The sequence below is a fragment of the Nostoc sp. 'Peltigera membranacea cyanobiont' 210A genome (genome assembly GCF_002246015.1).
GTDB lineage: Bacteria > Cyanobacteriota > Cyanobacteriia > Cyanobacteriales > Nostocaceae > Nostoc.
On record NZ_NOLJ01000001.1, the window covers coordinates 101,150 to 119,682 of the forward strand.

Below are 18,533 nucleotides of genomic sequence, written 5' to 3' on the forward strand. Positions count from 1 at the left end.
TCCCCTGCTCTTTTCACGAGGATCTCACTTTTTCGCGTTGCTCCCAGGCTGCCATTCATCCTATGCATACAGGATTAGTTTGGCTCAAATCAGCGGGAGCAAGTAACTTTGAACTCTCACTGACCATTTCTATTCCGTCTGCTGCACCCCAGTGTTGAGTTGCTGACGCTGGGCAACCTGGATTAACATCCTTAGCGCTCCATTCACGGCTGCATCATTGGGAAAAGCTTGAGCAACATCGGGATCTAAAAGCACTAAGTTCGTCCCTGCACGATATCTCTCAATATATTTGCCCTTAACTCCCCCCTCCATTTGAGCGAAATCATACTCAGAAAGTAATTCGTCTTCCATTTCATTTTCAACTTCCCTCTTCATAGAATCTCCTCTCGTGTCGAGTGGCTTTTCGGGCACTAATAATTCTTACCTTTTCTCCTCGGTCGGTATGTGCAACAACCAAAAGTTGTTCAAACCCAGATATGCCAATAATAACGTAGCGGTTTTCTCTAATGGAATGATTAGGATCAGGGAAAGTTACAGATAGAGGGTCATTAAATACAGTTGAAGCTTCCTGAAAGGAAACATCATGCTTCTCAAAGTTTAACGCTGCCTTCTGCGGGTTCCACTCAAATTCCATGCAAAATCTTTCCTGCCACCTTCTTTTGAAGTTTAGCAGCACTGTAACGATGCTCCATCAACAATCTCAAAGTCACCCTTACCGCAAAATTACGAATTACGTTAGCGCCGTAGTAGCCTCATTACGAATTAGTTAGACTCCTACTTCTGATAATAGAGTTTCCATAGCTTCCCAAGAGAGTCCTTGTTGAATGTAACGGGGTGCTTCAGGATTATAAGGACTGGCTACTCGGTCAATTTTGAGGATGTTTGCTCCATCTGGTAAAACTGGTACATCTGCATCAAATGCTGTAGGACGCATCAAAGAACTAGAAAAGCCTTTGAAAATAGCAATTGTATCTTGCGCATCAGCAATTTCCACCGTTACAATTAGGACTTCTTTGGTGCGTTTAGCGGTGTATTGTTCCAGTCGCTTGCCAATGGAATTCATTTTTTTTTAAGTAGGGGTTAAGGTGGAACAACGACAGTTACTGTGGTGTGGCTGAACGTCCCTGTTTGCCCAACTTAACCAAAACAAAATAGCTTAAGTAAAGTATATAAATTACTAAACTAGTTATGCCAAGAAAACCTAAGAACTCAGCCTTGCTGTTAGCATGAAAATATTCTTTGAATAATAACGGAATCTCAAACCAGACACGACAATAGGGAGTCTTCAGCATATTGCCAGAAAAAGCACAGCCCAAAAAAGGTATAAATGCTAGTGCGCCCAAAAAACAATAAACAGTTGTCGCCCAGCGCCAAGAGGTAAAAAGAAATTTCAAAGTTCCACTGGTTTGATACTCAATTTCATCGTTGATATCCACCCAGAACCACAGCGAAATCGGGATCAAAATCTGAGCTATCAACCCAGAGATAAAGCTAACTGGATATTGAGCAATCATTAAGTAAATCGTGATTGCCACCAAGCTTGAGACTCGCCAGTATATAGCCAATAAGCGTTGTATGCCTTCTGTTTTTTGTACAAATGCCCAGATCAGAAGAATTAGCGGAATAATTACCAGAAATAATACTGCCAGTCGGTAATCAATCCAGACGAAAGGTCGAAACCAAATATCATAGTCCATATTTTTTCTCAAACAATAGATAAAAAAGAGGTCAGGAGTTCAAATAATCAATCAAGTAGGATTTTATACCACTAATGGATTGTAGACTGCTAAATAAGGCAGGGATATTAAACCCTTTTATTCAGGAGTCAGTCGAACTCCCATTCATCCTGAATTCTTCTTGATAATAGTTTATTGAACCTCGTATGACTAGAAGTCACGAGTATTATAAAAAATTTATAGGGGCGTACATCTGTACGCCCCTACTAACAATTAATTTGTTGTTTAATTTATGAAAATCGCAACTTATCCCTTTGGAAGAAGCCTATTGATTCAAATAAGGAATTTATTTTTTGTTTCTACGACTAAAATCGGTAGCTCTAAATAAAACGCTTGCGAGTGGAGGACATTGGTGAGTTTCCACGTCCTTCACTCTAGGCGTCTTCTTTAGTCAATACTGATTATTTGCTGACCAAACAACAGAAAATCCAGTTGCCTCAATTTCTAGTCGTCGTAAACCCGGCATTCAATTGCATCTGGGTTGTCATCACAATACTGTTCTAGAGAGTTTTTTGGCTTGCTTTGGCGCTTGTGCGAAGCTTCGGCTTGCAATTCTTCTACTGCATCCCAAGCAGCAGCACACTCTGGTGAGTTGCTACCGTTAATATCACAGACAGTACGCGCTTGTTCCACTTCTTCATGGATTTTCTCTTGGATGTCGCCTTTTGCTGTTTCTTGGATGTTGGTCATTAGCTTTAGTCTCGTTGTGTGTTGTTAATACTAGTATAGAAAATGTTCAGAAATGGCAGTTTTTCGCTTGATTAATAACCATTCTAACCATTTAGCCAATCATAAGTTAGTGTTTTAGCCCATTGATTTATAACCAATACAGCAAGCTACCGCATCTATAATGCATTTACCTTTATTTTTTAAGATTTTGTGGAATTAGTAGCATAGATAAATAATCATACAATATATTTAGATGCCTATATTAGGGAATGACAACCCCAGCTTCTTGGGATGGAGGAGACAAAGGGCTGGCATCAATTCTTGTAAGATGCAATTCTTCCCAAAATAAAAAGTCAAAATCTACTAGCCTAAAAAGAGAAAGAAGCTCAAAACTCATGGCAGACCAAATGCAGTGGGCAAATGCCCTATCAACCCGTCATTCTCTGGAAGCCGCTGTTACAGATGTGGTAGAACGAGCCGTTTCATCGTTAACAGTACCTGCGGATCTAGGACTGGTATTCATTTCGTCTGCTTTTGCGAGTGAGTATTCCCGACTGTTACCCTTGTTAGCTGAAAAACTTTCTGTGCCTGTGTTAATTGGCTGTAGTGGTGGTGGTGTAATTGGGACGACAGTTAGCGGAGAAACCCAAGAATTGGAAGCCGAACCAGCTATTAGCTTGACTTTAGCACACCTTCCAGGAGTGAAGATTCAAGTTTTTCATGTTGTTGCTGAAGAATTACCTGACTTAGACAGTTCACCAGATGCTTGGCTTGATTTGATCGGTGTACCACCATCACCGACACCGCAGTTTATTTTGCTGTCTAGTTCTTTCGCCTCTGGAATCAACGATTTGTTGCAGGGACTGGATTTTGCTTATCCAGGATCGACGATCGTGGGAGGACAGGCTAGTGGTGGAGGTATGGGTGGTCGTGTTGCCCTTTTTTGTAACGATACTAACGGTGAGGAACAGCAAAACTTGTATCGGGAGGGCACTGTTGGTATAGCTTTGACTGGCAATATTGTTTTGGAAACGATTGTCGCCCAAGGATGCCGACCAATTGGCAAGCCATTACAAGTTACAAAAGCCGATCGCAATATTATTTTAGAGTTAGATGAGAAAGTGCCTCTGGTAGTATTGCGAGATTTGATTGCTAGTCTCAGCGAACAAGAACGGATTTTAGCACAGCATTCTCTGTTTGTTGGTGTGGCAATGGATGAATTTAAGCTGGCTTTGCAGCAAGGAGACTTTTTAATACGTGGTATTCTTGGGGTCGATCCAAATGCTGGGGCGATCGCAATTGGCGATCGCGTCCGTCCTGGTCAAAGGCTGCAATTCCATCTACGCGATGCCCAAGCCTCTGCTGAAGACCTCGAATTACTCCTCCAAAGTTATCAACATCAACGAGAATCTGAACCCTCTGCTGTAGCTGCTTTAATGTTTTCCTGTCTGGGGCGAGGTGAAGGACTCTATGGAAAACCCAACTTCGATTCTGAATTATTTCAGCGCTACCTTAACGATATTCCTGTAGGTGGCTTTTTCTGTGGCGGTGAAATCGGCCCTGTAGGTGGCAGAACCTTCTTACACGCCTATACTTCAGCATTTGGAATTTGTCGCCAAAATCAGTAATGAGTGCTGTTAGCGGTAGCGGGGCGTTTAGCCCGTGCTGAGTGGTGAGTATTGAATCACCTTCTAACTCCTAACTCCTAACTCTTATTCAGCAAAAGTGTGCTGTTATTATCAATCATTGTCAAATTTCCATTAGTAGCGATACCTGGATTGGGCTGTGATGCTGCACTATATGTCTGAATATAGCGCCGCACTTCTGGGGGAAAATGAGGATAATCTAATACTGCATCACCATCAGCAATAGTTGCCCAGAAATCGCGCAAACCAGGAGCTATTTTTTTTGCCTGTGATAACGGTAAGTTTAATGGAGAGTGAGTTAGTAGCTTGATTAGGAAAGGGAAAGAGCGATCGCCCATCCACTGCCGTGATGACTGTTGTAAGTCGGGAAACTCAGGCACTGACTCTACGCGATGGGATAAAATTTGCAACGATTCTTTACCTTGGTTATCCCGATGAAACTCTAGCACTCGGTAAGGGTGAGGATAGCTCACTAAAGAACCAGTCGTAATATCATATACTCCATCTGAGTAAGCAATATCCTGAACGTGCAAATGCCCGGTAAATACTAGCTTGACTCCGTAGCGCCTCAGCAGCTGCAATAGTTCTGCTGAATTGGACAACATATAGCGATGTGCCAGTGGATGGTTCGATTGATTGGGCAAATGCTCCACCACATTATGATGCACCATTACCAAAACTAAGTCATCACCAGATGCTGCTAGCACCTCTTCTAACCACCGCAGCTGTTTGGCATCCAAACACCCCACTTGCTCTCCCTGGTCATTAAAGGAGTTAGAATTTAGTCCAATCAGCTTAACTCCAGGCAGCAATTGACGAATGTAGTACATCTGCTGGGGGTCGTCATAGCCAAACTTCGTGTAATAGTAGGGAAAATCCGCAAAAGCAATTGATTGCCGATCGGCCAACAGCACAGGAACGTCATGATTACCAGGAACTACATAGACAGGAAAAGGCAGTTGGGCTAAACATTGTTGCAACCAGGCGTGGTTCTCTGGTTCGCCGTGCTGGGTTAAATCTCCTGGCAACAACAAGAAATCTAAATCGAGTTGTGTTAAATGTTCTAGTACACTTTTAAATGCTGAGATACTTACTTCTACCAGATGAAAGCGGCTAGGGTGATCCCAGATTGTGTGAGGAAGTGCCAGGTGTAAGTCGCTGACTACGGCAAAGCGAAAATTGAGAGTCATTGATTTATGAAAATGTTAAAAGCAGGGGTTAAAATAAGCCTTTTCCCAAAAGTATAACGCTTGCTTTGTTTCCCTGCGTAGGAGTGCGTCTACTTAACATTTGTATACATGAAGCATCGATTGTACACTATGGTGACAATTGACTTAAGGGTTAATCATAAGCATTTAATCTCCAAAAATTATCGGAAATTTGATTGCTAAAAATTATTAATTAATGCTCGAATAAGTGGGCGATCGCTGCTATCTGTACCTGAATAAATAATGAATGGGTATTGACAACTCCCCGCACCTATTGGCGTGGGGATTCTTCCTTCACAGAAAAATGCCTTGTAAAAGCAGTGCCTTTACTTGGTCTGACTCTTTCTCCAGAAGCAGTAGCGAGATGCCCTCCCGCTAAAAGTCGTAAACCTTCATCTCTAATATTCTTACTGGCATTAATATCCCTGTCGTGTGTCATTTTGCAATCGGGACATTGCCAAGTACGAATATCTAAACTGAGGTTATCTATTTGATGCAAGCAGTGATTACAAGTCTTTGAACTAGGGAAAAATCTATCTACTTCAATATATATTTTCCCTTCCCACTCGGATTTGTATTTTAGCATGGTACAAAATTGTCCCCAACCAGCATCACTAATTGATTTAGCTAACTTCGGATTCTTGACCATGTTGCGAACTGCTAAATTTTCTACGACTATGACTTGATTTTCGTCAACTAATTTACAACTTAGTTTGTGTAGAAAGTCTTCACGGCATCTAGTAATTTTGGTGTGAACAATAGCCACTTTAATCCGTGCTTTGTTGCAGTTACTAGATCCTTTTTGTTTGCGGCTAACTTGTTTTTGTTTCTTGGCTAACTTCACCTCGTATTTGCGATAGTATTTGGGATTGCCATGCTTAGTTCCATCTGATGTAATAGCGTAATAGGTTATTCCCATATCTACGCCAATAGCTTTACCTTCTGACGATGAAACAGGTTTATCTTTACCATCATCATAAAGACAAGCGGTATAGTATTCACCAGAGGGAGCAAGTGATACTGTAGCTGATTTCAGCTTACCTTCCGGCAACCGAGATACTTTGCAGTATACCTTACCTAGTTTTGGCAAAGTGAGATAGTCGCCATCTAATTTAATTGCTTGTGGGAATCGGATAGATTGTTTTTGCCCCTTCTTTTTGAAGTTTGGGTACAAAGCCCGCTTTTCAAAAAAGTTCAAAAATGCGCTGGACAAATCTAATGCGACTTGTTGTAAGCATTGAGAAGGTGGTTCTGTTAGCCACTCATATTCTTTCTTCAAAGAAGGTAGTAAATTAATGATGTCGTTGCGACTTAATCCCTTACCTGTATTCCTGTAAGCTTCACCAGTTAGATTAAGTGCAAAGTTGTAAAACCAGCGTACACAACCAAACGACTTGGCAAGCAATACCGCTTGCTCCCAATGCGATCGCCTAGCTCATCGTAGATATCGCTTTGTTTTCTGCTACTCCCCTTTTCGATAAAATAACTGAGCAGATTAGCAAAGAACAGGTTCAGAATCATGGCTCAAGCTAGTATTGGGATTATAGGTGGTAGCGGTCTTTACAAAATGGATGCCCTCAAAGATGTCGAAGAGGTGCGAGTCGAGACTCCTTTTGGTTCACCATCTGATGCTTTGATTCTGGGGACTTTGGATGGTACACTAGTAGCTTTTTTGGCGCGTCATGGCCGCAATCACACGCTTTTACCCTCTGAGTTACCGTTTCGCGCTAATATCTATGCGATGAAGCAATTGGGTGTGAAGTATTTAATTTCAGCTAGTGCTGTGGGTTCCTTGAAGGAAGAGGCGAAACCACTGGATATGGTGGTGCCAGATCAGTTTATTGACAGAACGAAAAATCGGATTTCAACGTTTTTCGGTGAGGGAATTGTGGCTCACATTGCCTTTGCCGATCCGATTTGTAAGAATTTGGCTGCTGTCTTGGCAGATGCGATCGCATCTCTCAATTTACCAGAAGTTACTCTTCATCGCGGCGGCACTTATGTATGCATGGAAGGGCCAGCTTTTTCCACAAAGGCAGAATCGAATCTTTACCGCAGTTGGGGTGCAACAATCATTGGGATGACGAATTTACCAGAGGCGAAGTTGGCTAGGGAAGCGGAAATTGCTTATGCAACTTTAGCGCTGGTGACAGATTATGATTGTTGGCATCCAGACCATGACAGTGTGACGGTGGAATTGGTGATTGGCAATTTGCTGCGGAATGCTGTGAATGCTCAAAAGGTGATTCAAGAAACTGTGCGGCGCTTGAGTGAAAATCCGCCACCGAGTGAGGCGCATTCGGCGTTGCAGTATGCGATTTTGACTCAATTAGATAAAGCGCCAGCAGCGACGAAGGAAAAGTTAGGGTTATTGTTGCAGAAGTATTTGTAGTATTGCTGATGAATGAGCGATGTTTATGACGGGCTGTTCGGTAACGCACTTTCTCAGATTACAGCAAGAGCGATGTCTACGACGGGCTACGCCTACGCCCGTAAATATATAAGCTGTCGTCACCAAAATCATGATTTTCATTGACAAAATCATAATTTTTGTTATAAAGCTTTGCTTGTTCCTTATTTTGATAGCCGCCACTACGAGACTTCAGATTCGGAAAAATAGTCTTACCCAACTGCAAATTTCCTTCAGGGCTGAACTTTGTTTGAATTCCTAAGTTTAAGGGAATTAAACCCCATCTCAAACCAAAACAAAGCCTGCATGGACAGGCTTTGTTTTAGTAGCACCAGACTATAAGTCTGTGGGCGCTTTCAAATTTTTACAAGAATTAAATGACTAATTTCAATCAACCGCCTTCTTCACTGCGTTTCCTGCATCGTCAGCTGTACGCCGAACATTTTTTCCAGCATCCTCAGCCCCACGCTGAACATTTGTTGTCACATCTTCGGCAGCATTCTGGGTATTACCCTTAAGATTTTCAATTCCTCGCTGAGTTCCCTTAACAACGCCTTTGCGAACTTCTTCAGCTGAACTGCCGATATCTTCACCCAGGTTCTTTACTCTTTCACCAAGGGGTGTACCTTGTTTGTAATTTTCGCCATATTGCCCTGGGCTGTCAATTCCCTTGCGATCAATATTTTTTTGAGCATTTTTCGCTAGCGCATCAGCTCTGTCAGTCGCTGCTTTCTCGTCTAATCTGCCTCTGGGTTCTACATCACTAAAGTTATTCATTCCACCAGCAGGAGAAGAGAGTGGATAATCTTTTGTGGGATCGTATCGTTTGGAATAAGGTGATTGAGCATCAGGCTGTGGTGGCTGTGTTGCTATTCCTGGGGCACCACAAGCTTGTGTCAGAAATAAGAATATCCCTGCCAAAAAAACTGTTAAAACTTTTAAGGGACGAATATTTTTCAGCCAAGTCATTGCTTTTTTCATACTTTTAAGTCCTTGCTTTTTTGTGACTAAGTTAAACTTCAACCAAGATAGCATTCGCAAGCTATTTTAAATCTCAAGCAGTGAGACAAAATAAGGCTTCTATCTGCCTACTGCGGGATTTTTTTGTAATTCCGGTCTAGCACCCGCTTCATCTGCTTTATCTTTCAAAAAGCCGGAAGCTTCTTCAATAGCCCCTTTTACAGTGTCAAGCCGATCTTTAACCCGATCTCCTACATTTGATTCATTCTGAATCAAACCACCGGGTTCAGGCTGACGGAAGTCTTTATCTGTAATCAATGGCAGTTCTGCTTCTTTCTGGACTCGACCGGCTGGTGTCTCGCCACCAGGATAAAGTATCTCAGATTCTCTATTTGTAGCAATCAACAATTGCGAACTTGGTTGTAAGCTAGCTTGGTCGCGTCCCTGACTGGCTTTTGGGTTTGCTATTTTCGGATCGGTAGACATTCTGTAGTTGCTATACTTGTCTCCACCATTCTTATAAGGGTTGTTTGCTCCACCGGCTTGTACAGCAGGATTTTGCGGATTTGCACCTTGAGCATTTGCCCCACTACAAGCAGTGCTAACTATCAACAATAGTCCAGCTAAAAAGATAGTTAATATCTGGCGCAATCTTATTTGTTTCAAGAATACTCTCACAGCGTTCACGTATGTCCTCCTTACAAAATATTAATAAACTAACAATTTGCTGAAATCATTGGATTGGTCAGCAAGTTATTGTGCTTGTTTTGGTTCGCTCACTTTCGATAACCTGTATTCAGGATATGAATAATAAAATGCTCTTTACCTCTAGCGCAGGCTACATTTTAATGAGTATAAAAATAATATTTTTATCTAACTCTAGAGAGATATAAAATAAAGTAATATAGTTTTCGTAAAAAGAACTACATCAAGTTGTTTGATACTTCAAAATATTTGGATATATAGCTGATACACCATAAGATTTGAGGGATTCAGCCTTGTTGCTCTCAACGTTAAATGACTAAATTCATGAAGCAATTTTTACGCTGGATAATTTTGGGGGGAACGCTGTTTTTTTTAGGAAAAGCTCTGAAGGATAATTGGATTGAGGTGACAGCTATCCGCATTGATGATGTAGGATGGGCAATTATGGCGATCGCTACAGGGGTAACTTTACTAGCTCATACTTGGGCAGGCTGGATCTGGACTTGGATTTTGCAAGAGTTAAATCAACCTGTATCATCTCCCCAATTCATCCAGGTTTACCTAAAAACGAACATCGCGAAGTATTTACCAGGTAATATCTGGCATCACTACGGACGAATTGTCGCCGCCAAAAATGCCAATATTCCTACAGGTGCAGCCACCTTAAGCGTTTTACTAGAACCCCTACTTATGCTAGCGGCTGCTTTAATCATCATTGTCCTATGCAGTAGCCAGTTTGCAGCAGCAAATACTACCCTTGTTATACAAATACTACAATTTCTGAGTTTAGCTGTAGTCCTTGGTGCGATTCATCCCTGGTTTTTGAACCCCGTTATTCGCTTTTTATACAAATTAAAAGCAAAAAAGTCTGCTGCTACTACTCAACCAACTGTTCCCTTCAGTCTTAAAAGCTACCCTTTACGTCCTTTGTTAGGAGAAGTGGGCTTTATGGGACTACGCGCCACTGGGTTTATATTAACTATGTTCGCCTTGGGTTCGTTGAATACCAATCAAATTCCTTTGTTGTTAGGGGCTTTTAGTTGCGCTTGGTTGTTGGGATTCGTTATACCGGGTGCGCCTGGGGGATTAGGTGTGTTTGAAGCGACTGCGTATGAACTTTTACGACACCACTTTCCAGCTGCCTTAGTATTTAGTGCGATCGCTCTATATCGCCTCATTAGTATTCTAGCTGAAACTGCGGGTGCTGCTCTGGCTTGGTTAGACGAACGTCTTGCGAAATCATGAATCAGATAAAACTCATTTTTGTCTATCTACCTTCATCTGTGAAAATACACGATAACCATCCAGATTTAATTGCTGATTACTGCTTTGTTCCTCTTCTTCCATCTTAATCAAGTTATATTCTACATTTTCTGCATAAATGGCAAACGTGATATTAAAAATCTCGATAAAATTTATTACCCCTTTGCATTCCTCTTCGGAATAGTTTTCGTAAAAACGAATCAAATGAGCAATCCGAGTTTCTAAGTGTCTCCGGGAATTTCTAGAAATCAAAATAATCTTTAATAACATAATTACCAAGGTTAGAGCATGACCTTGACTAATTAATAAGATAAATAATTCTGAAGGCTCTTTAGCATTTTCTGTTGTAAAGTAATCAATCACTCGATTACAGGTTCTCAAGAAAAATTCTTTAGTGATAATTTCTTGATTATAATCCGTCTTCCATAAGGATAAGCTATGTGCAAACTGCTGCCGCCAAGTCTCGACTGATGTTTGGTTTTCTACAGAAAAGAATAGATATTTTTCTAGGTTTATTTTAAATTCTTTCAGAGTTTGATTTTCAGTTTGCTTAATAAATATATGGGCAATATTATCATGACTAAATACGCCTCTTTTTAAGACAATTGCTTTTATTAATCGCAGAGCTTGGTCTCCCAAAATACTGGGATTTTTATAGCGTGCTGTGCTTGAAACGGCAGATTGAGAACGAGCAATATACATTGCAAGTTCAAACTTGAATTTCTCTTTTATCTGTTTAGAAAGCCTCCTAGCAGCCTCTTGTTGTTCTTTAGGGTTCTTATTATTAACAGATTGATCGATCAATAAATAGGAAGTGTAGCGATTAGCCCAATGACCTTTAGATGATTCTTCATATTTAGTAGCAAATAATTTAAGTTCCTTGTAATCTTTGCTCTTGACAAAATTCTCTAACCAGATTTTACAAGTTTTTACTACTGGAGGATTATCGTCCTTAATTTTCAGATTTTCATTAACAAATAAATTAACTAAATCTTGGATATATTTGTCTTTTCGATTACTTTTCCAATTATTAACTATGATGTAACAGCAGCGCTTCAGTGTATTATATAGTTCCTGTTCATGCTCATCTAGAAAAACACTATATATTCCAGGTATATAATCAGAATATTCGGAATCAAGACCGTCTATAAACAAACCTTTGAATTCACGTAAAACATCCTCTGGTGGCAATTTTTTGACAATTTCCACAAAGAAGCTATAAACCTCCTCTTGGGCAGTTTGCACATCTAGTTGACTAGAGTTAGACGTAGCACAATGGGGATTTTCCTGAGTAATTGATAAACGATTAGCGGTCATTTCAGTTATCAGGACAAAAAGGCTTCCTGTTCATATTATTACCAGCTTAACCTTGGTGAACAGTAGCATCAATCTATTCGTCAGAGATTCAGTAATCTTTTTACACAAATTTGATGAACTAAGACTATAAATAAAGTATTAAAGACAAATTGTTTAATACTTCATCAAATAGTTCAGTGAAATTACTTACTTGTAACCATAAAAGACCATACATAAATAAATAACTATATGGGCGAGTTAATCTATGATTTAGATTTAACCCGCCCATAACTTCTATCGAAGCCTTTCGGTATTAAATTTTTAGTGGGGGTGGAGGGACTTGAACCCACACGACCTTTTACGGTCAACGGATTTTCATTCTCCCGCAGTTTTCACTGCTACCTGATGACAATAGCCAACTCAGATTTTGAGAATTGGACTCTCCCTTTACCCTCGACTTAACGTTAGGGTAGCTCCCGTCGGGTCTCTGCACCTTCCGAACAGTTATGAGTTACGGAGTTAGGAGTTAAGAGTTTTAAATTTACTCAGCACTCATTACTCATGACTCAGGACTTTCTTCGGCTTGGCTCAGGATTGCCATGTCTGTCACCAGATTTAGGTTTCCCTGAGTTTGAGAGCTTCCACTTGAGGGATTTCTCCTTCAAGGCTCAATTATTTAAGTCCGTAGCGTCTACCATTCCGCCACACCCCCGCACCTATTTTGCAACTAGTATAACTAGTTATTTTTTAGAGGTAGCAAATACCTCCTTATCTATTCCACCATCAATTGTGTCTTTTGTCCAACTAGATTGAAAATATTTTTTCCAGATTTTGCGATCGCTTCAGAGATTTGGAAGTCTTCTTAGTTTTCTCGTAATAATCTGGATGAATTTTCGATCTGTCTGACCAGAGCATTTTGCTAGTGGATTCACATAATAGCATGATATTAGCTTTTGTCATTAAATCCGTTGAATCGCCTACAGTAAAAGTACTCCAGCCAGCCAAAGCTGCGCTTTCGCCTCTTTAGTTAGCGGTTTCGAGGAATTCTGGCACAGTTATGTTGAAAGCATTATGACTATACTTCTCTCTTGTCTGTCTCTTCAGCCTATGATGGAAAACAGATGCTTAAGACTTGAAAGTTATGATTGTCGCCCTGCTATATCTGATTTTGGCTGGAGCTTACCTTCTGGTAATCCCCATTGCTGTTTTGCTGTACCTGAAGCAGCGTTGGTATGTAGCTAGCTCCATTGAGCGTGTCTTTATGTACTTTTTGGTGTTTTTCTTCTTTCCGGGTCTGTTGGTTCTATCGCCGTTTGCAAATTTCCGACCCCAACGGCGACAAGTTCAAGTTTAACGAGATTGGTAGGTCATAACTCTCATGCGACGGATTGACGCGATTGGAATTGGCTTGGGTGTTTTTATTGCCGGTGGCTTGGCATACTTAGGATTGCAGCTAGTCGGTTTGGATAATCAAAAAGCTGGTATATGGAGCCAAGTCTTGCTCGTCAGTGCCTTAGTTGGCTGGTTAGCCACCTATTTTTTCCGTGCGGTGGGACAAAAAATGACCTACCACCAACAGCGGGAACAGTATGAGCAAGACTTTCTGCAAAAGCGGCTAGACGAGCTTACTCCCGAAGAACTAGCACGAATTCAAGCCGAAATAGAACAAGAAGAGCAATCTCAGGTGTAAAGTTGTCATTAGTCATTTGTCCTTTACTAATGACTAATGACCAATGACCAATACTTCGGCTTCGCTCAGTACAAGTGACTAATGACTAATGACTAATGACTGCAATTTCTGATTGCTTTAAAACCCTTGGGCACAATCGTGAGTGCGCTCTGATTCCGTTTATCACTGCTGGCGATCCAGATTTAGAAACAACAGCAAAGGCCTTGCAGGTTCTAGATCGTAATGGAGCCGACATTATTGAAGTGGGTATACCCTATTCCGATCCTCTGGCTGATGGGCCAGTCATTCAAGCTGCTGCTACCCGCGCCTTGCAAAGGGGTACGAAATTGGAGCAGGTGCTAGAGATGCTGCAAGGGATTACTCCCAAATTGCGATCGCCGATTATTCTGTTAATCTATTACAACTCAATTTTGCACCGGGGAATTGAAAAATTTCTTGGGCAAATTGCTGCGGCTGGGGTCGCAGGATTGGTAATACCTGATTTACCCTTAGAGGAAGCAGCAGGATTGCTCCAAGCAGCTAGTGAGATGGGTATTGATGTAATCTTATTGGTAGCTCCCACCAGTTCTGCTGAACGGATAGAAGCGATCGCTCGTTCTTCCCAAGGATTTATTTATTTAGTCAGCGTGACTGGGGTTACAGGGGTGCGATCGCAACTGGAAAACCGCGTGTCCGATTTACTCAAACAAATTCGTAGTGTTACTGATAAACCCATTGCAGTCGGCTTTGGAATATCTGAAGCTGAACAAGCCCGTCAGGTAATGGAATGGGGCGCAGATGGTGTGATCGTGGGTAGCGCTGTTGTCAAACGGTTAGCAGAAGGGACACCAGAGCAGGGACTAAATGCGATCGCCCAATTTTGCCAAAGTCTCAAGGCAGCCATCAAGACGACCAACACCAGCACAAATACTTCTCTTGATTAGACTGAGAAAGTAGATTAAAAAAGTATAACAGTGTAGTTTTTCTATCCTTCCTTGGTAGACAATTTGACCATTATGGTCTTGAATATTAACATCAGATATGATGATGTAAAAAAACTAGCTGATAGAGTCGCTTATAGTTTGAGTATTATGTGAAATTAAGTAGGCATAATTTATGAGTGTGAGAGTGAGTCAGTCAAAAATGATTATAGTTACGTCGCAATCGAGGAGCAAAGGCGATGAGTGAGAGTATGGCATTTATCGGTGGGGTTGCCGTAGCTGGGCTGGCGGCTCTCGTATTGCTCAAAGGAACCAATACCCCTCTACAATCTAACTTCGCTGTTGCTCCACAAATGCCAGGTGTAGTAGCGCCCCAAGGAATGCAGCCACAAATGTATCCTTACGGGCCTTATGGGCAACCAATGTATCCTGGTCAGGTTCAGCCACCGACTGCTCCCAATACTGACCAGCGCCTAGAGATGGAGAAGCTGAACACGCAGATGCAGCTGGAGCGTTTAAAAAACGACAATGAACAGCTAAAGTTGCAAAATCAACAACTCCAGGGCCAAGTCCAAAATTTCAATACTCAGCAGCAGTGGCAATTAGCCCAGCAGAATAACCAGCCAAAAACAGCAGCAACATTCCAGCCGCAAAATGCTTGGTGGTCTTCACCCGTGCTTTGGGCTGTGGGAGGCGCAACTCTCACTATTGGTGGTGGTGTTGTTGTCGCTGGGGTATTAGCTTTGTTTTCACCACGGCAGCGTCCAGCCCGTACTGTACAAGTTATTCACCCTTACCAAGGAAATACGCCACCCTTGGTTCCAGTCCGTCGTGCTGAATTTCTGCCTGCTTCGCGGATGGAAGCAAGACGAGTTGAAGCCCAAGAATACGACGAAATGCACGGATAGGGAAAATAAAACCACAGATAAATACCTATTTAAAATCTCGTTTCCAGGTATAACTTGGAAACGAGATTTATTGAGCTACTGTTGCGAATCCGGCAGGCGACAGCCCTCGTTTAGTCATTCCCAGTCATATTATGTCCGCATAATTAGTTATGATTCCCACAGGCATTGCACCCCACCCCCAACCCCCTCCCCGCTCTTCGGGAGGGGAGACAAAGCGCAGCTTTGGCGGGGTGGGGTTCTTGGGGTTTAGTAAGTAATCAAGCGGACATGATATCAGAAGAAGCTGGAAACAAGGAATAACTGTGTTTACTGATAACTGTTAAAAGCTGCTTTTAGGAGTTTCTGTGGTATTGGGACTCTGTGTGGTTTCAGCTTGGTTAGGATCGGGAAGTTTCTGTTGGGTATTTTTCTGCTTACCTTGATTTTCTAGCTCAGTTAGTGCCTGTTTTGCCAGATTTTCGGCTGCTTTTTTAAATAATGGTTCTATTCTATTTCGCCAATATTGAGTATTAGGCAACTTTTCTGGATGGTTTCTATAATCTAAAACTTTATCCCATTTCCCATCATCTATTGCTTTGTTGATCTCATTAGATAATGCCTCCGCCTTTGCCCAATCTTCCTGCCACTGGGCAATCATTTTACCTGTTTCTTGGATACCAGAAGCTGCATTTGCCGGAACCGATCTTAAAAGTGCGATCGCTCCAATTATATCTCCTGAATCATACTTCTTTTTTGCTTGTTCTACAATATTGGCACTGTTATCATTAGGCTGCGATCGTTCTGATTTATCAGCATGGTCAGTTGACCCCTTCGGCTTTTCTGGTAATGGAGTTACTACATCCTTAGATTTTGGTTTTGGCTGAGAAATTGTTCGAGTCGCAATCAGGGTACTATCATCTACAATCCTAGTTGCAATGCCCTTTTCACGTAGGCAAGAACCCCATTCCTGATTATTAGTTATCACATCCGAGTATGCCCAAGCCAAACGACCAGATTTAAGCTTAACTTCTATCCAACCTCGTTTTGTTCGCTTGCCAGTCACCTCGAAATTGGTGTTATTAGCAACAGTTTGCACAATATTATTAGAATTTATCGAACTAGGTTCAGAACGGATATTAGAATTTCCGACGACAATAGCCGAGCATTTGTTTGCTAAGGCGGTATCCTTACCTGTAAGATTTAAAGCTAAATTTTTCACATTTGGATATACATTTGCTACCAAGGCAGCCGCACCACCCGCCAGTAATATGCCAATTAATATCGGCCAGGGGTCGGATTTGTTAGAGTCTTTACGCGCAGGTTTGGCAGGGATAGGATTTGCTGGTGCAAATGCAATAGTTTGCAGCCGAGAGACTTGAGGCTGGGATTTGGCTACTTGGTAACTGGAATTGTTGGCGACTTCTTGAGGTGCGGAAAGTGCAGGTACTGGATTAATCGCGTCTTTACATGCTTGCAGTGCTTCCGTGGCGTTTTGGTAACGGTCTTTGAAGTGATAACGCACCATCTTGGACAACACTGCCGCCAGTCGATGGTTCACGGTTACTGAATGCCGCCAGATAATTTCCCCCGTCTCCGGGTCTTCTTGCAATTCTGTTGGCTGTAATCCTGTTAGTGCTTGAATGGCAATAATGCCAAGGGAATAGATATCGCTGTTGGGACGGGGTTTACCTTGCCCTTGTTCTGTGGGCATATAGCCAGGAGTGCCAATAACCACTGTGGCAGAGGCTTGTCCGCCCACTGTTACCAGTTGTGTACGCAGTTGTTTCACTGCCCCAAAATCAACTAAAACTAACTTATTATCTGAGGCGCGACGGATGATATTATCCGGTTTGATATCGCGGTGAATCACGCCTTGGCGATGAACAAATTCCAGAATCTCCAGAACTTCCTGCAACAGTTGAACTACTTGGCTTTCACTCCAGCGCTTACCAGGTATAAATTCCTCAGCTAGCGTATGTCCTTCAATATATTCTTGTACTAAATAAAATTCTTGGTTTTCGTCAAAATACGCTAGCAACCTGGGTATTTGGTCATGGTTGCCCAATTTTTCTAAAGTTTCGGCTTCGCTGCTGAACAAGCGTTTAGCAGTATCAAAAACTCTGGAGTCAGTTCCGGGTTTGAGGTGCTTGACAACGCAAATGGGATTGCCAGGCCGCCTAGTATCTTGGGCAATGTAGGTTTGACCAAATCCTCCCATCGCGAGGACTCGAATTACTTTGTAACGATGGTCTAGTAGCTTGCCTATCATATTCCCTCCCCAGAGTTATTACCTAATTTTCCAGCTGGTAATAAATATCTCCAAATTTTCTTCAATGAAATCCGCTATCTTGAGAAAAGATTTAGATTAAAAACGCAGCTTTTTAATAAACGCAGACTGTTTATTTTTCTTTTAGTGCCCCTGTTTATTACCAATGCCACCTAAAATAACAAATTCAGTTGCATGGCAGCAGGCTGAAATCCTCATGCAACCTGCTTTCATTCGCGTTATCGATAATATCCGCAAGCAGCTTGATGAATCTTCCTGGACAGGAACTTACCACGATGTCCTGATTTGGCCGCCTAGCACCACTGATGAAATCAAAGCATTGGTGACTGAACTGTTGCAAGCAATGGAAACTGCAACACCCCAAGAAGCAGATGAAATCAGAGGAACTCTCGCTCATCTGCCGATGCCCCATCCAGGATATCATCTACGTTTGCAGCGTCAACAGCAAGAAGCGAGTATCGATTTGTGGGAACTGTGTTATGAAGTGTGTTTTCTTGCATACACACCACAGAAGGAAGTTGCTGATATTGATACTAGTTTAATTGATGAACTGGGTGAAGTCGATTGGCTGCGTTTGGATGCTAAGGCAAAGGAGTTAGTTGAGCAAGCTTTTGCTAAATTGCCGGAGAGTTGAGAGAATTACGTGCGATCGCATCTGCTACTTTATTACAGGCGATCGCACTCTTAGAGGATGTTTGAAAAGTATTTGGCGAATAGAATTCGCTACTACACAAACGAACGCGAACAGCGTCTCGCAGAGAAGTCCACCTCCGTGGACTAAGAGAAAATCAATGGTTTTAACCCACGGAGGTGGGTTTTGTCTGTATAGCCGCGACTTCCAGTCGCCCGGTGAGTA

At 42.0% G+C, this 18,533-nt stretch carries 21 protein-coding genes; 9 read left to right on the forward strand and 12 right to left on the reverse strand.

From position 1 onward, the window contains the following. Positions 1 to 129 precede the first annotated feature (129 nt). The 6 genes from CDG76_RS00480 to CDG76_RS38915 form a co-directional block, all read right to left on the reverse strand. Positions 130 to 375: a hypothetical protein gene (locus CDG76_RS00480; RefSeq protein WP_094347166.1), complete on the reverse strand. Its 246-nt coding sequence runs from the start codon at positions 373 to 375 to the stop codon at positions 130 to 132. Beyond that, positions 359 to 634, reverse strand: a complete 276-nt coding sequence (locus tag CDG76_RS00485) for a BrnT family toxin (RefSeq protein WP_094347167.1) — start codon at positions 632 to 634, stop codon at positions 359 to 361. The genes CDG76_RS00480 and CDG76_RS00485 overlap by 17 nt, the downstream gene beginning before the upstream one ends. 132 nt (positions 635 to 766) lie before the next feature. Continuing rightward, a complete protein-coding gene (locus CDG76_RS00490) occupies positions 767 to 1,063 on the reverse strand; it encodes a DUF7734 family protein (protein WP_094347168.1) in 297 nt (98 codons plus the stop codon). Between the two features lie 37 nt (positions 1,064 to 1,100). Next, positions 1,101 to 1,697, reverse strand: a complete 597-nt coding sequence (locus CDG76_RS00495) for a DUF3177 family protein (RefSeq protein ID WP_094347169.1) — start codon at positions 1,695 to 1,697, stop codon at positions 1,101 to 1,103. A 483-nt stretch (positions 1,698 to 2,180) separates the two neighbouring features. Beyond that, entirely contained in the window at positions 2,181 to 2,426 is a 246-nt protein-coding gene (locus CDG76_RS00500; RefSeq protein ID WP_094347170.1) for a Calvin cycle protein CP12, read from the reverse strand. A gap of 241 nt (positions 2,427 to 2,667) precedes the next feature. Continuing rightward, complete coding sequence (locus CDG76_RS38915; RefSeq protein WP_262984292.1) at positions 2,668 to 2,802, reverse strand: hypothetical protein; 135 nt, start codon at positions 2,800 to 2,802, stop codon at positions 2,668 to 2,670. On the opposite strand from CDG76_RS38915, the gene CDG76_RS00505 reads away from it, so the two are divergent. Next, entirely contained in the window at positions 2,801 to 4,033 is a 1,233-nt protein-coding gene (locus CDG76_RS00505; protein ID WP_094347171.1) for an FIST signal transduction protein, read from the forward strand. The two genes, CDG76_RS38915 and CDG76_RS00505, sit on opposite strands and share 2 nt — an antisense overlap. A gap of 77 nt (positions 4,034 to 4,110) precedes the next feature. Here CDG76_RS00505 and CDG76_RS00510 read toward each other — a convergent pair whose 3' ends face one another. Together CDG76_RS00510 and CDG76_RS00515 are read right to left on the reverse strand one after the other, a co-directional pair. After that, positions 4,111 to 5,241, reverse strand: a complete 1,131-nt coding sequence (locus tag CDG76_RS00510; protein WP_094347172.1) for a metallophosphoesterase family protein — start codon at positions 5,239 to 5,241, stop codon at positions 4,111 to 4,113. 289 nt (positions 5,242 to 5,530) lie between these two features. After that, positions 5,531 to 6,664 carry an RNA-guided endonuclease TnpB family protein gene (locus CDG76_RS00515; protein ID WP_094347173.1) on the reverse strand — a complete coding sequence of 378 codons (1,134 nt, stop codon included), beginning with the start codon at positions 6,662 to 6,664 and terminating at the stop codon, positions 5,531 to 5,533. Between the two features lie 114 nt (positions 6,665 to 6,778). Here CDG76_RS00515 and CDG76_RS00520 point away from each other — a divergent pair, with 114 nt between their 5' ends. Continuing rightward, positions 6,779 to 7,651, forward strand: a complete 873-nt coding sequence (locus CDG76_RS00520; protein WP_094347174.1) for an S-methyl-5'-thioadenosine phosphorylase — start codon at positions 6,779 to 6,781, stop codon at positions 7,649 to 7,651. A gap of 12 nt (positions 7,652 to 7,663) precedes the next feature. Next, positions 7,664 to 7,795 carry a hypothetical protein gene (locus tag CDG76_RS38920; RefSeq protein ID WP_262984293.1) on the forward strand — a complete coding sequence of 44 codons (132 nt, stop codon included), beginning with the start codon at positions 7,664 to 7,666 and terminating at the stop codon, positions 7,793 to 7,795. 261 nt (positions 7,796 to 8,056) lie between these two features. Here CDG76_RS38920 and CDG76_RS00530 read toward each other — a convergent pair whose 3' ends face one another. Together CDG76_RS00530 and CDG76_RS00535 are read right to left on the reverse strand one after the other, a co-directional pair. After that, on the reverse strand, positions 8,057 to 8,650 hold the full coding sequence (locus CDG76_RS00530) for a hypothetical protein (protein ID WP_094347893.1): 594 nt from the start codon (positions 8,648 to 8,650) through the stop codon (positions 8,057 to 8,059). Between the two features lie 99 nt (positions 8,651 to 8,749). Beyond that, entirely contained in the window at positions 8,750 to 9,316 is a 567-nt protein-coding gene (locus CDG76_RS00535) for a DUF6658 family protein (protein ID WP_094347176.1), read from the reverse strand. Positions 9,317 to 9,658: 342 nt separating this feature from the next. Here CDG76_RS00535 and CDG76_RS00540 point away from each other — a divergent pair, with 342 nt between their 5' ends. Further along, on the forward strand, positions 9,659 to 10,579 hold the full coding sequence (locus CDG76_RS00540; RefSeq protein ID WP_094347177.1) for a lysylphosphatidylglycerol synthase domain-containing protein: 921 nt from the start codon (positions 9,659 to 9,661) through the stop codon (positions 10,577 to 10,579). A 12-nt stretch (positions 10,580 to 10,591) separates the two neighbouring features. On the opposite strand, the gene CDG76_RS00545 is transcribed toward CDG76_RS00540, so the two are convergent. After that, positions 10,592 to 11,914 carry a hypothetical protein gene (locus CDG76_RS00545; protein ID WP_094347178.1) on the reverse strand — a complete coding sequence of 441 codons (1,323 nt, stop codon included), beginning with the start codon at positions 11,912 to 11,914 and terminating at the stop codon, positions 10,592 to 10,594. A gap of 1,120 nt (positions 11,915 to 13,034) precedes the next feature. Here CDG76_RS00545 and ndhL point away from each other — a divergent pair. The 4 genes from ndhL (at position 13,035) to CDG76_RS00565 (ending at position 15,411) form a co-directional block, all read left to right on the forward strand. Beyond that, on the forward strand, positions 13,035 to 13,247 hold the full coding sequence (gene ndhL, locus CDG76_RS00550; protein WP_094347179.1) for an NAD(P)H-quinone oxidoreductase subunit L: 213 nt from the start codon (positions 13,035 to 13,037) through the stop codon (positions 13,245 to 13,247). Positions 13,248 to 13,271: 24 nt separating this feature from the next. Continuing rightward, a complete protein-coding gene (locus CDG76_RS00555; RefSeq protein ID WP_094347180.1) occupies positions 13,272 to 13,583 on the forward strand; it encodes a DUF3007 family protein in 312 nt (103 codons plus the stop codon). A 95-nt stretch (positions 13,584 to 13,678) separates the two neighbouring features. Continuing rightward, entirely contained in the window at positions 13,679 to 14,506 is an 828-nt protein-coding gene (gene trpA, locus CDG76_RS00560) for a tryptophan synthase subunit alpha (RefSeq protein WP_094347181.1), read from the forward strand. A 236-nt stretch (positions 14,507 to 14,742) separates the two neighbouring features. After that, entirely contained in the window at positions 14,743 to 15,411 is a 669-nt protein-coding gene (locus CDG76_RS00565) for a heterocyst differentiation related protein (protein ID WP_094347182.1), read from the forward strand. Between the two features lie 319 nt (positions 15,412 to 15,730). Here CDG76_RS00565 and CDG76_RS00570 read toward each other — a convergent pair whose 3' ends face one another. After that, positions 15,731 to 17,659: a serine/threonine protein kinase gene (locus CDG76_RS00570; RefSeq protein ID WP_094347183.1), complete on the reverse strand. Its 1,929-nt coding sequence runs from the start codon at positions 17,657 to 17,659 to the stop codon at positions 15,731 to 15,733. Between the two features lie 163 nt (positions 17,660 to 17,822). Here CDG76_RS00570 and CDG76_RS00575 point away from each other — a divergent pair, with 163 nt between their 5' ends. Further along, entirely contained in the window at positions 17,823 to 18,311 is a 489-nt protein-coding gene (locus CDG76_RS00575) for a hypothetical protein (RefSeq protein ID WP_094347184.1), read from the forward strand. The last annotated feature ends 222 nt before the right edge of the window (positions 18,312 to 18,533 follow it).

Excerpts from the sequence above, each read along its gene's own strand:
- CDG76_RS00490 (WP_094347168.1), bottom strand. The coding sequence starts at position 1,063 with ATGAATTCCATTGGCAAGCGACTGGAACAATACACCGCTAAACGCACC.
- CDG76_RS00555 (WP_094347180.1), top strand. The coding sequence starts at position 13,272 with ATGCGACGGATTGACGCGATTGGAATTGGCTTGGGTGTTTTTATTGCC.
- CDG76_RS00540 (WP_094347177.1), top strand. The coding sequence starts at position 9,659 with ATGAAGCAATTTTTACGCTGGATAATTTTGGGGGGAACGCTGTTTTTT.
- CDG76_RS00500 (WP_094347170.1), bottom strand. The coding sequence starts at position 2,426 with ATGACCAACATCCAAGAAACAGCAAAAGGCGACATCCAAGAGAAAATC.
- CDG76_RS38915 (WP_262984292.1), bottom strand. The coding sequence starts at position 2,802 with ATGAGTTTTGAGCTTCTTTCTCTTTTTAGGCTAGTAGATTTTGACTTT.
- CDG76_RS00575 (WP_094347184.1), top strand. The coding sequence starts at position 17,823 with ATGCCACCTAAAATAACAAATTCAGTTGCATGGCAGCAGGCTGAAATC.
- CDG76_RS00570 (WP_094347183.1), bottom strand. The coding sequence starts at position 17,659 with ATGATAGGCAAGCTACTAGACCATCGTTACAAAGTAATTCGAGTCCTC.
- CDG76_RS00545 (WP_094347178.1), bottom strand. The coding sequence starts at position 11,914 with ATGACCGCTAATCGTTTATCAATTACTCAGGAAAATCCCCATTGTGCT.
- CDG76_RS00505 (WP_094347171.1), top strand. The coding sequence starts at position 2,801 with ATGGCAGACCAAATGCAGTGGGCAAATGCCCTATCAACCCGTCATTCT.
- CDG76_RS00480 (WP_094347166.1), bottom strand. The coding sequence starts at position 375 with ATGAAGAGGGAAGTTGAAAATGAAATGGAAGACGAATTACTTTCTGAG.
- CDG76_RS38920 (WP_262984293.1), top strand. The coding sequence starts at position 7,664 with ATGAGCGATGTTTATGACGGGCTGTTCGGTAACGCACTTTCTCAGATT.
- CDG76_RS00510 (WP_094347172.1), bottom strand. The coding sequence starts at position 5,241 with ATGACTCTCAATTTTCGCTTTGCCGTAGTCAGCGACTTACACCTGGCA.
- CDG76_RS00530 (WP_094347893.1), bottom strand. The coding sequence starts at position 8,650 with ATGAAAAAAGCAATGACTTGGCTGAAAAATATTCGTCCCTTAAAAGTT.
- ndhL (WP_094347179.1), top strand. The coding sequence starts at position 13,035 with ATGATTGTCGCCCTGCTATATCTGATTTTGGCTGGAGCTTACCTTCTG.
- CDG76_RS00520 (WP_094347174.1), top strand. The coding sequence starts at position 6,779 with ATGGCTCAAGCTAGTATTGGGATTATAGGTGGTAGCGGTCTTTACAAA.
- CDG76_RS00565 (WP_094347182.1), top strand. The coding sequence starts at position 14,743 with ATGAGTGAGAGTATGGCATTTATCGGTGGGGTTGCCGTAGCTGGGCTG.
- trpA (WP_094347181.1), top strand. The coding sequence starts at position 13,679 with ATGACTGCAATTTCTGATTGCTTTAAAACCCTTGGGCACAATCGTGAG.
- CDG76_RS00485 (WP_094347167.1), bottom strand. The coding sequence starts at position 634 with ATGGAATTTGAGTGGAACCCGCAGAAGGCAGCGTTAAACTTTGAGAAG.
- CDG76_RS00495 (WP_094347169.1), bottom strand. The coding sequence starts at position 1,697 with ATGGACTATGATATTTGGTTTCGACCTTTCGTCTGGATTGATTACCGA.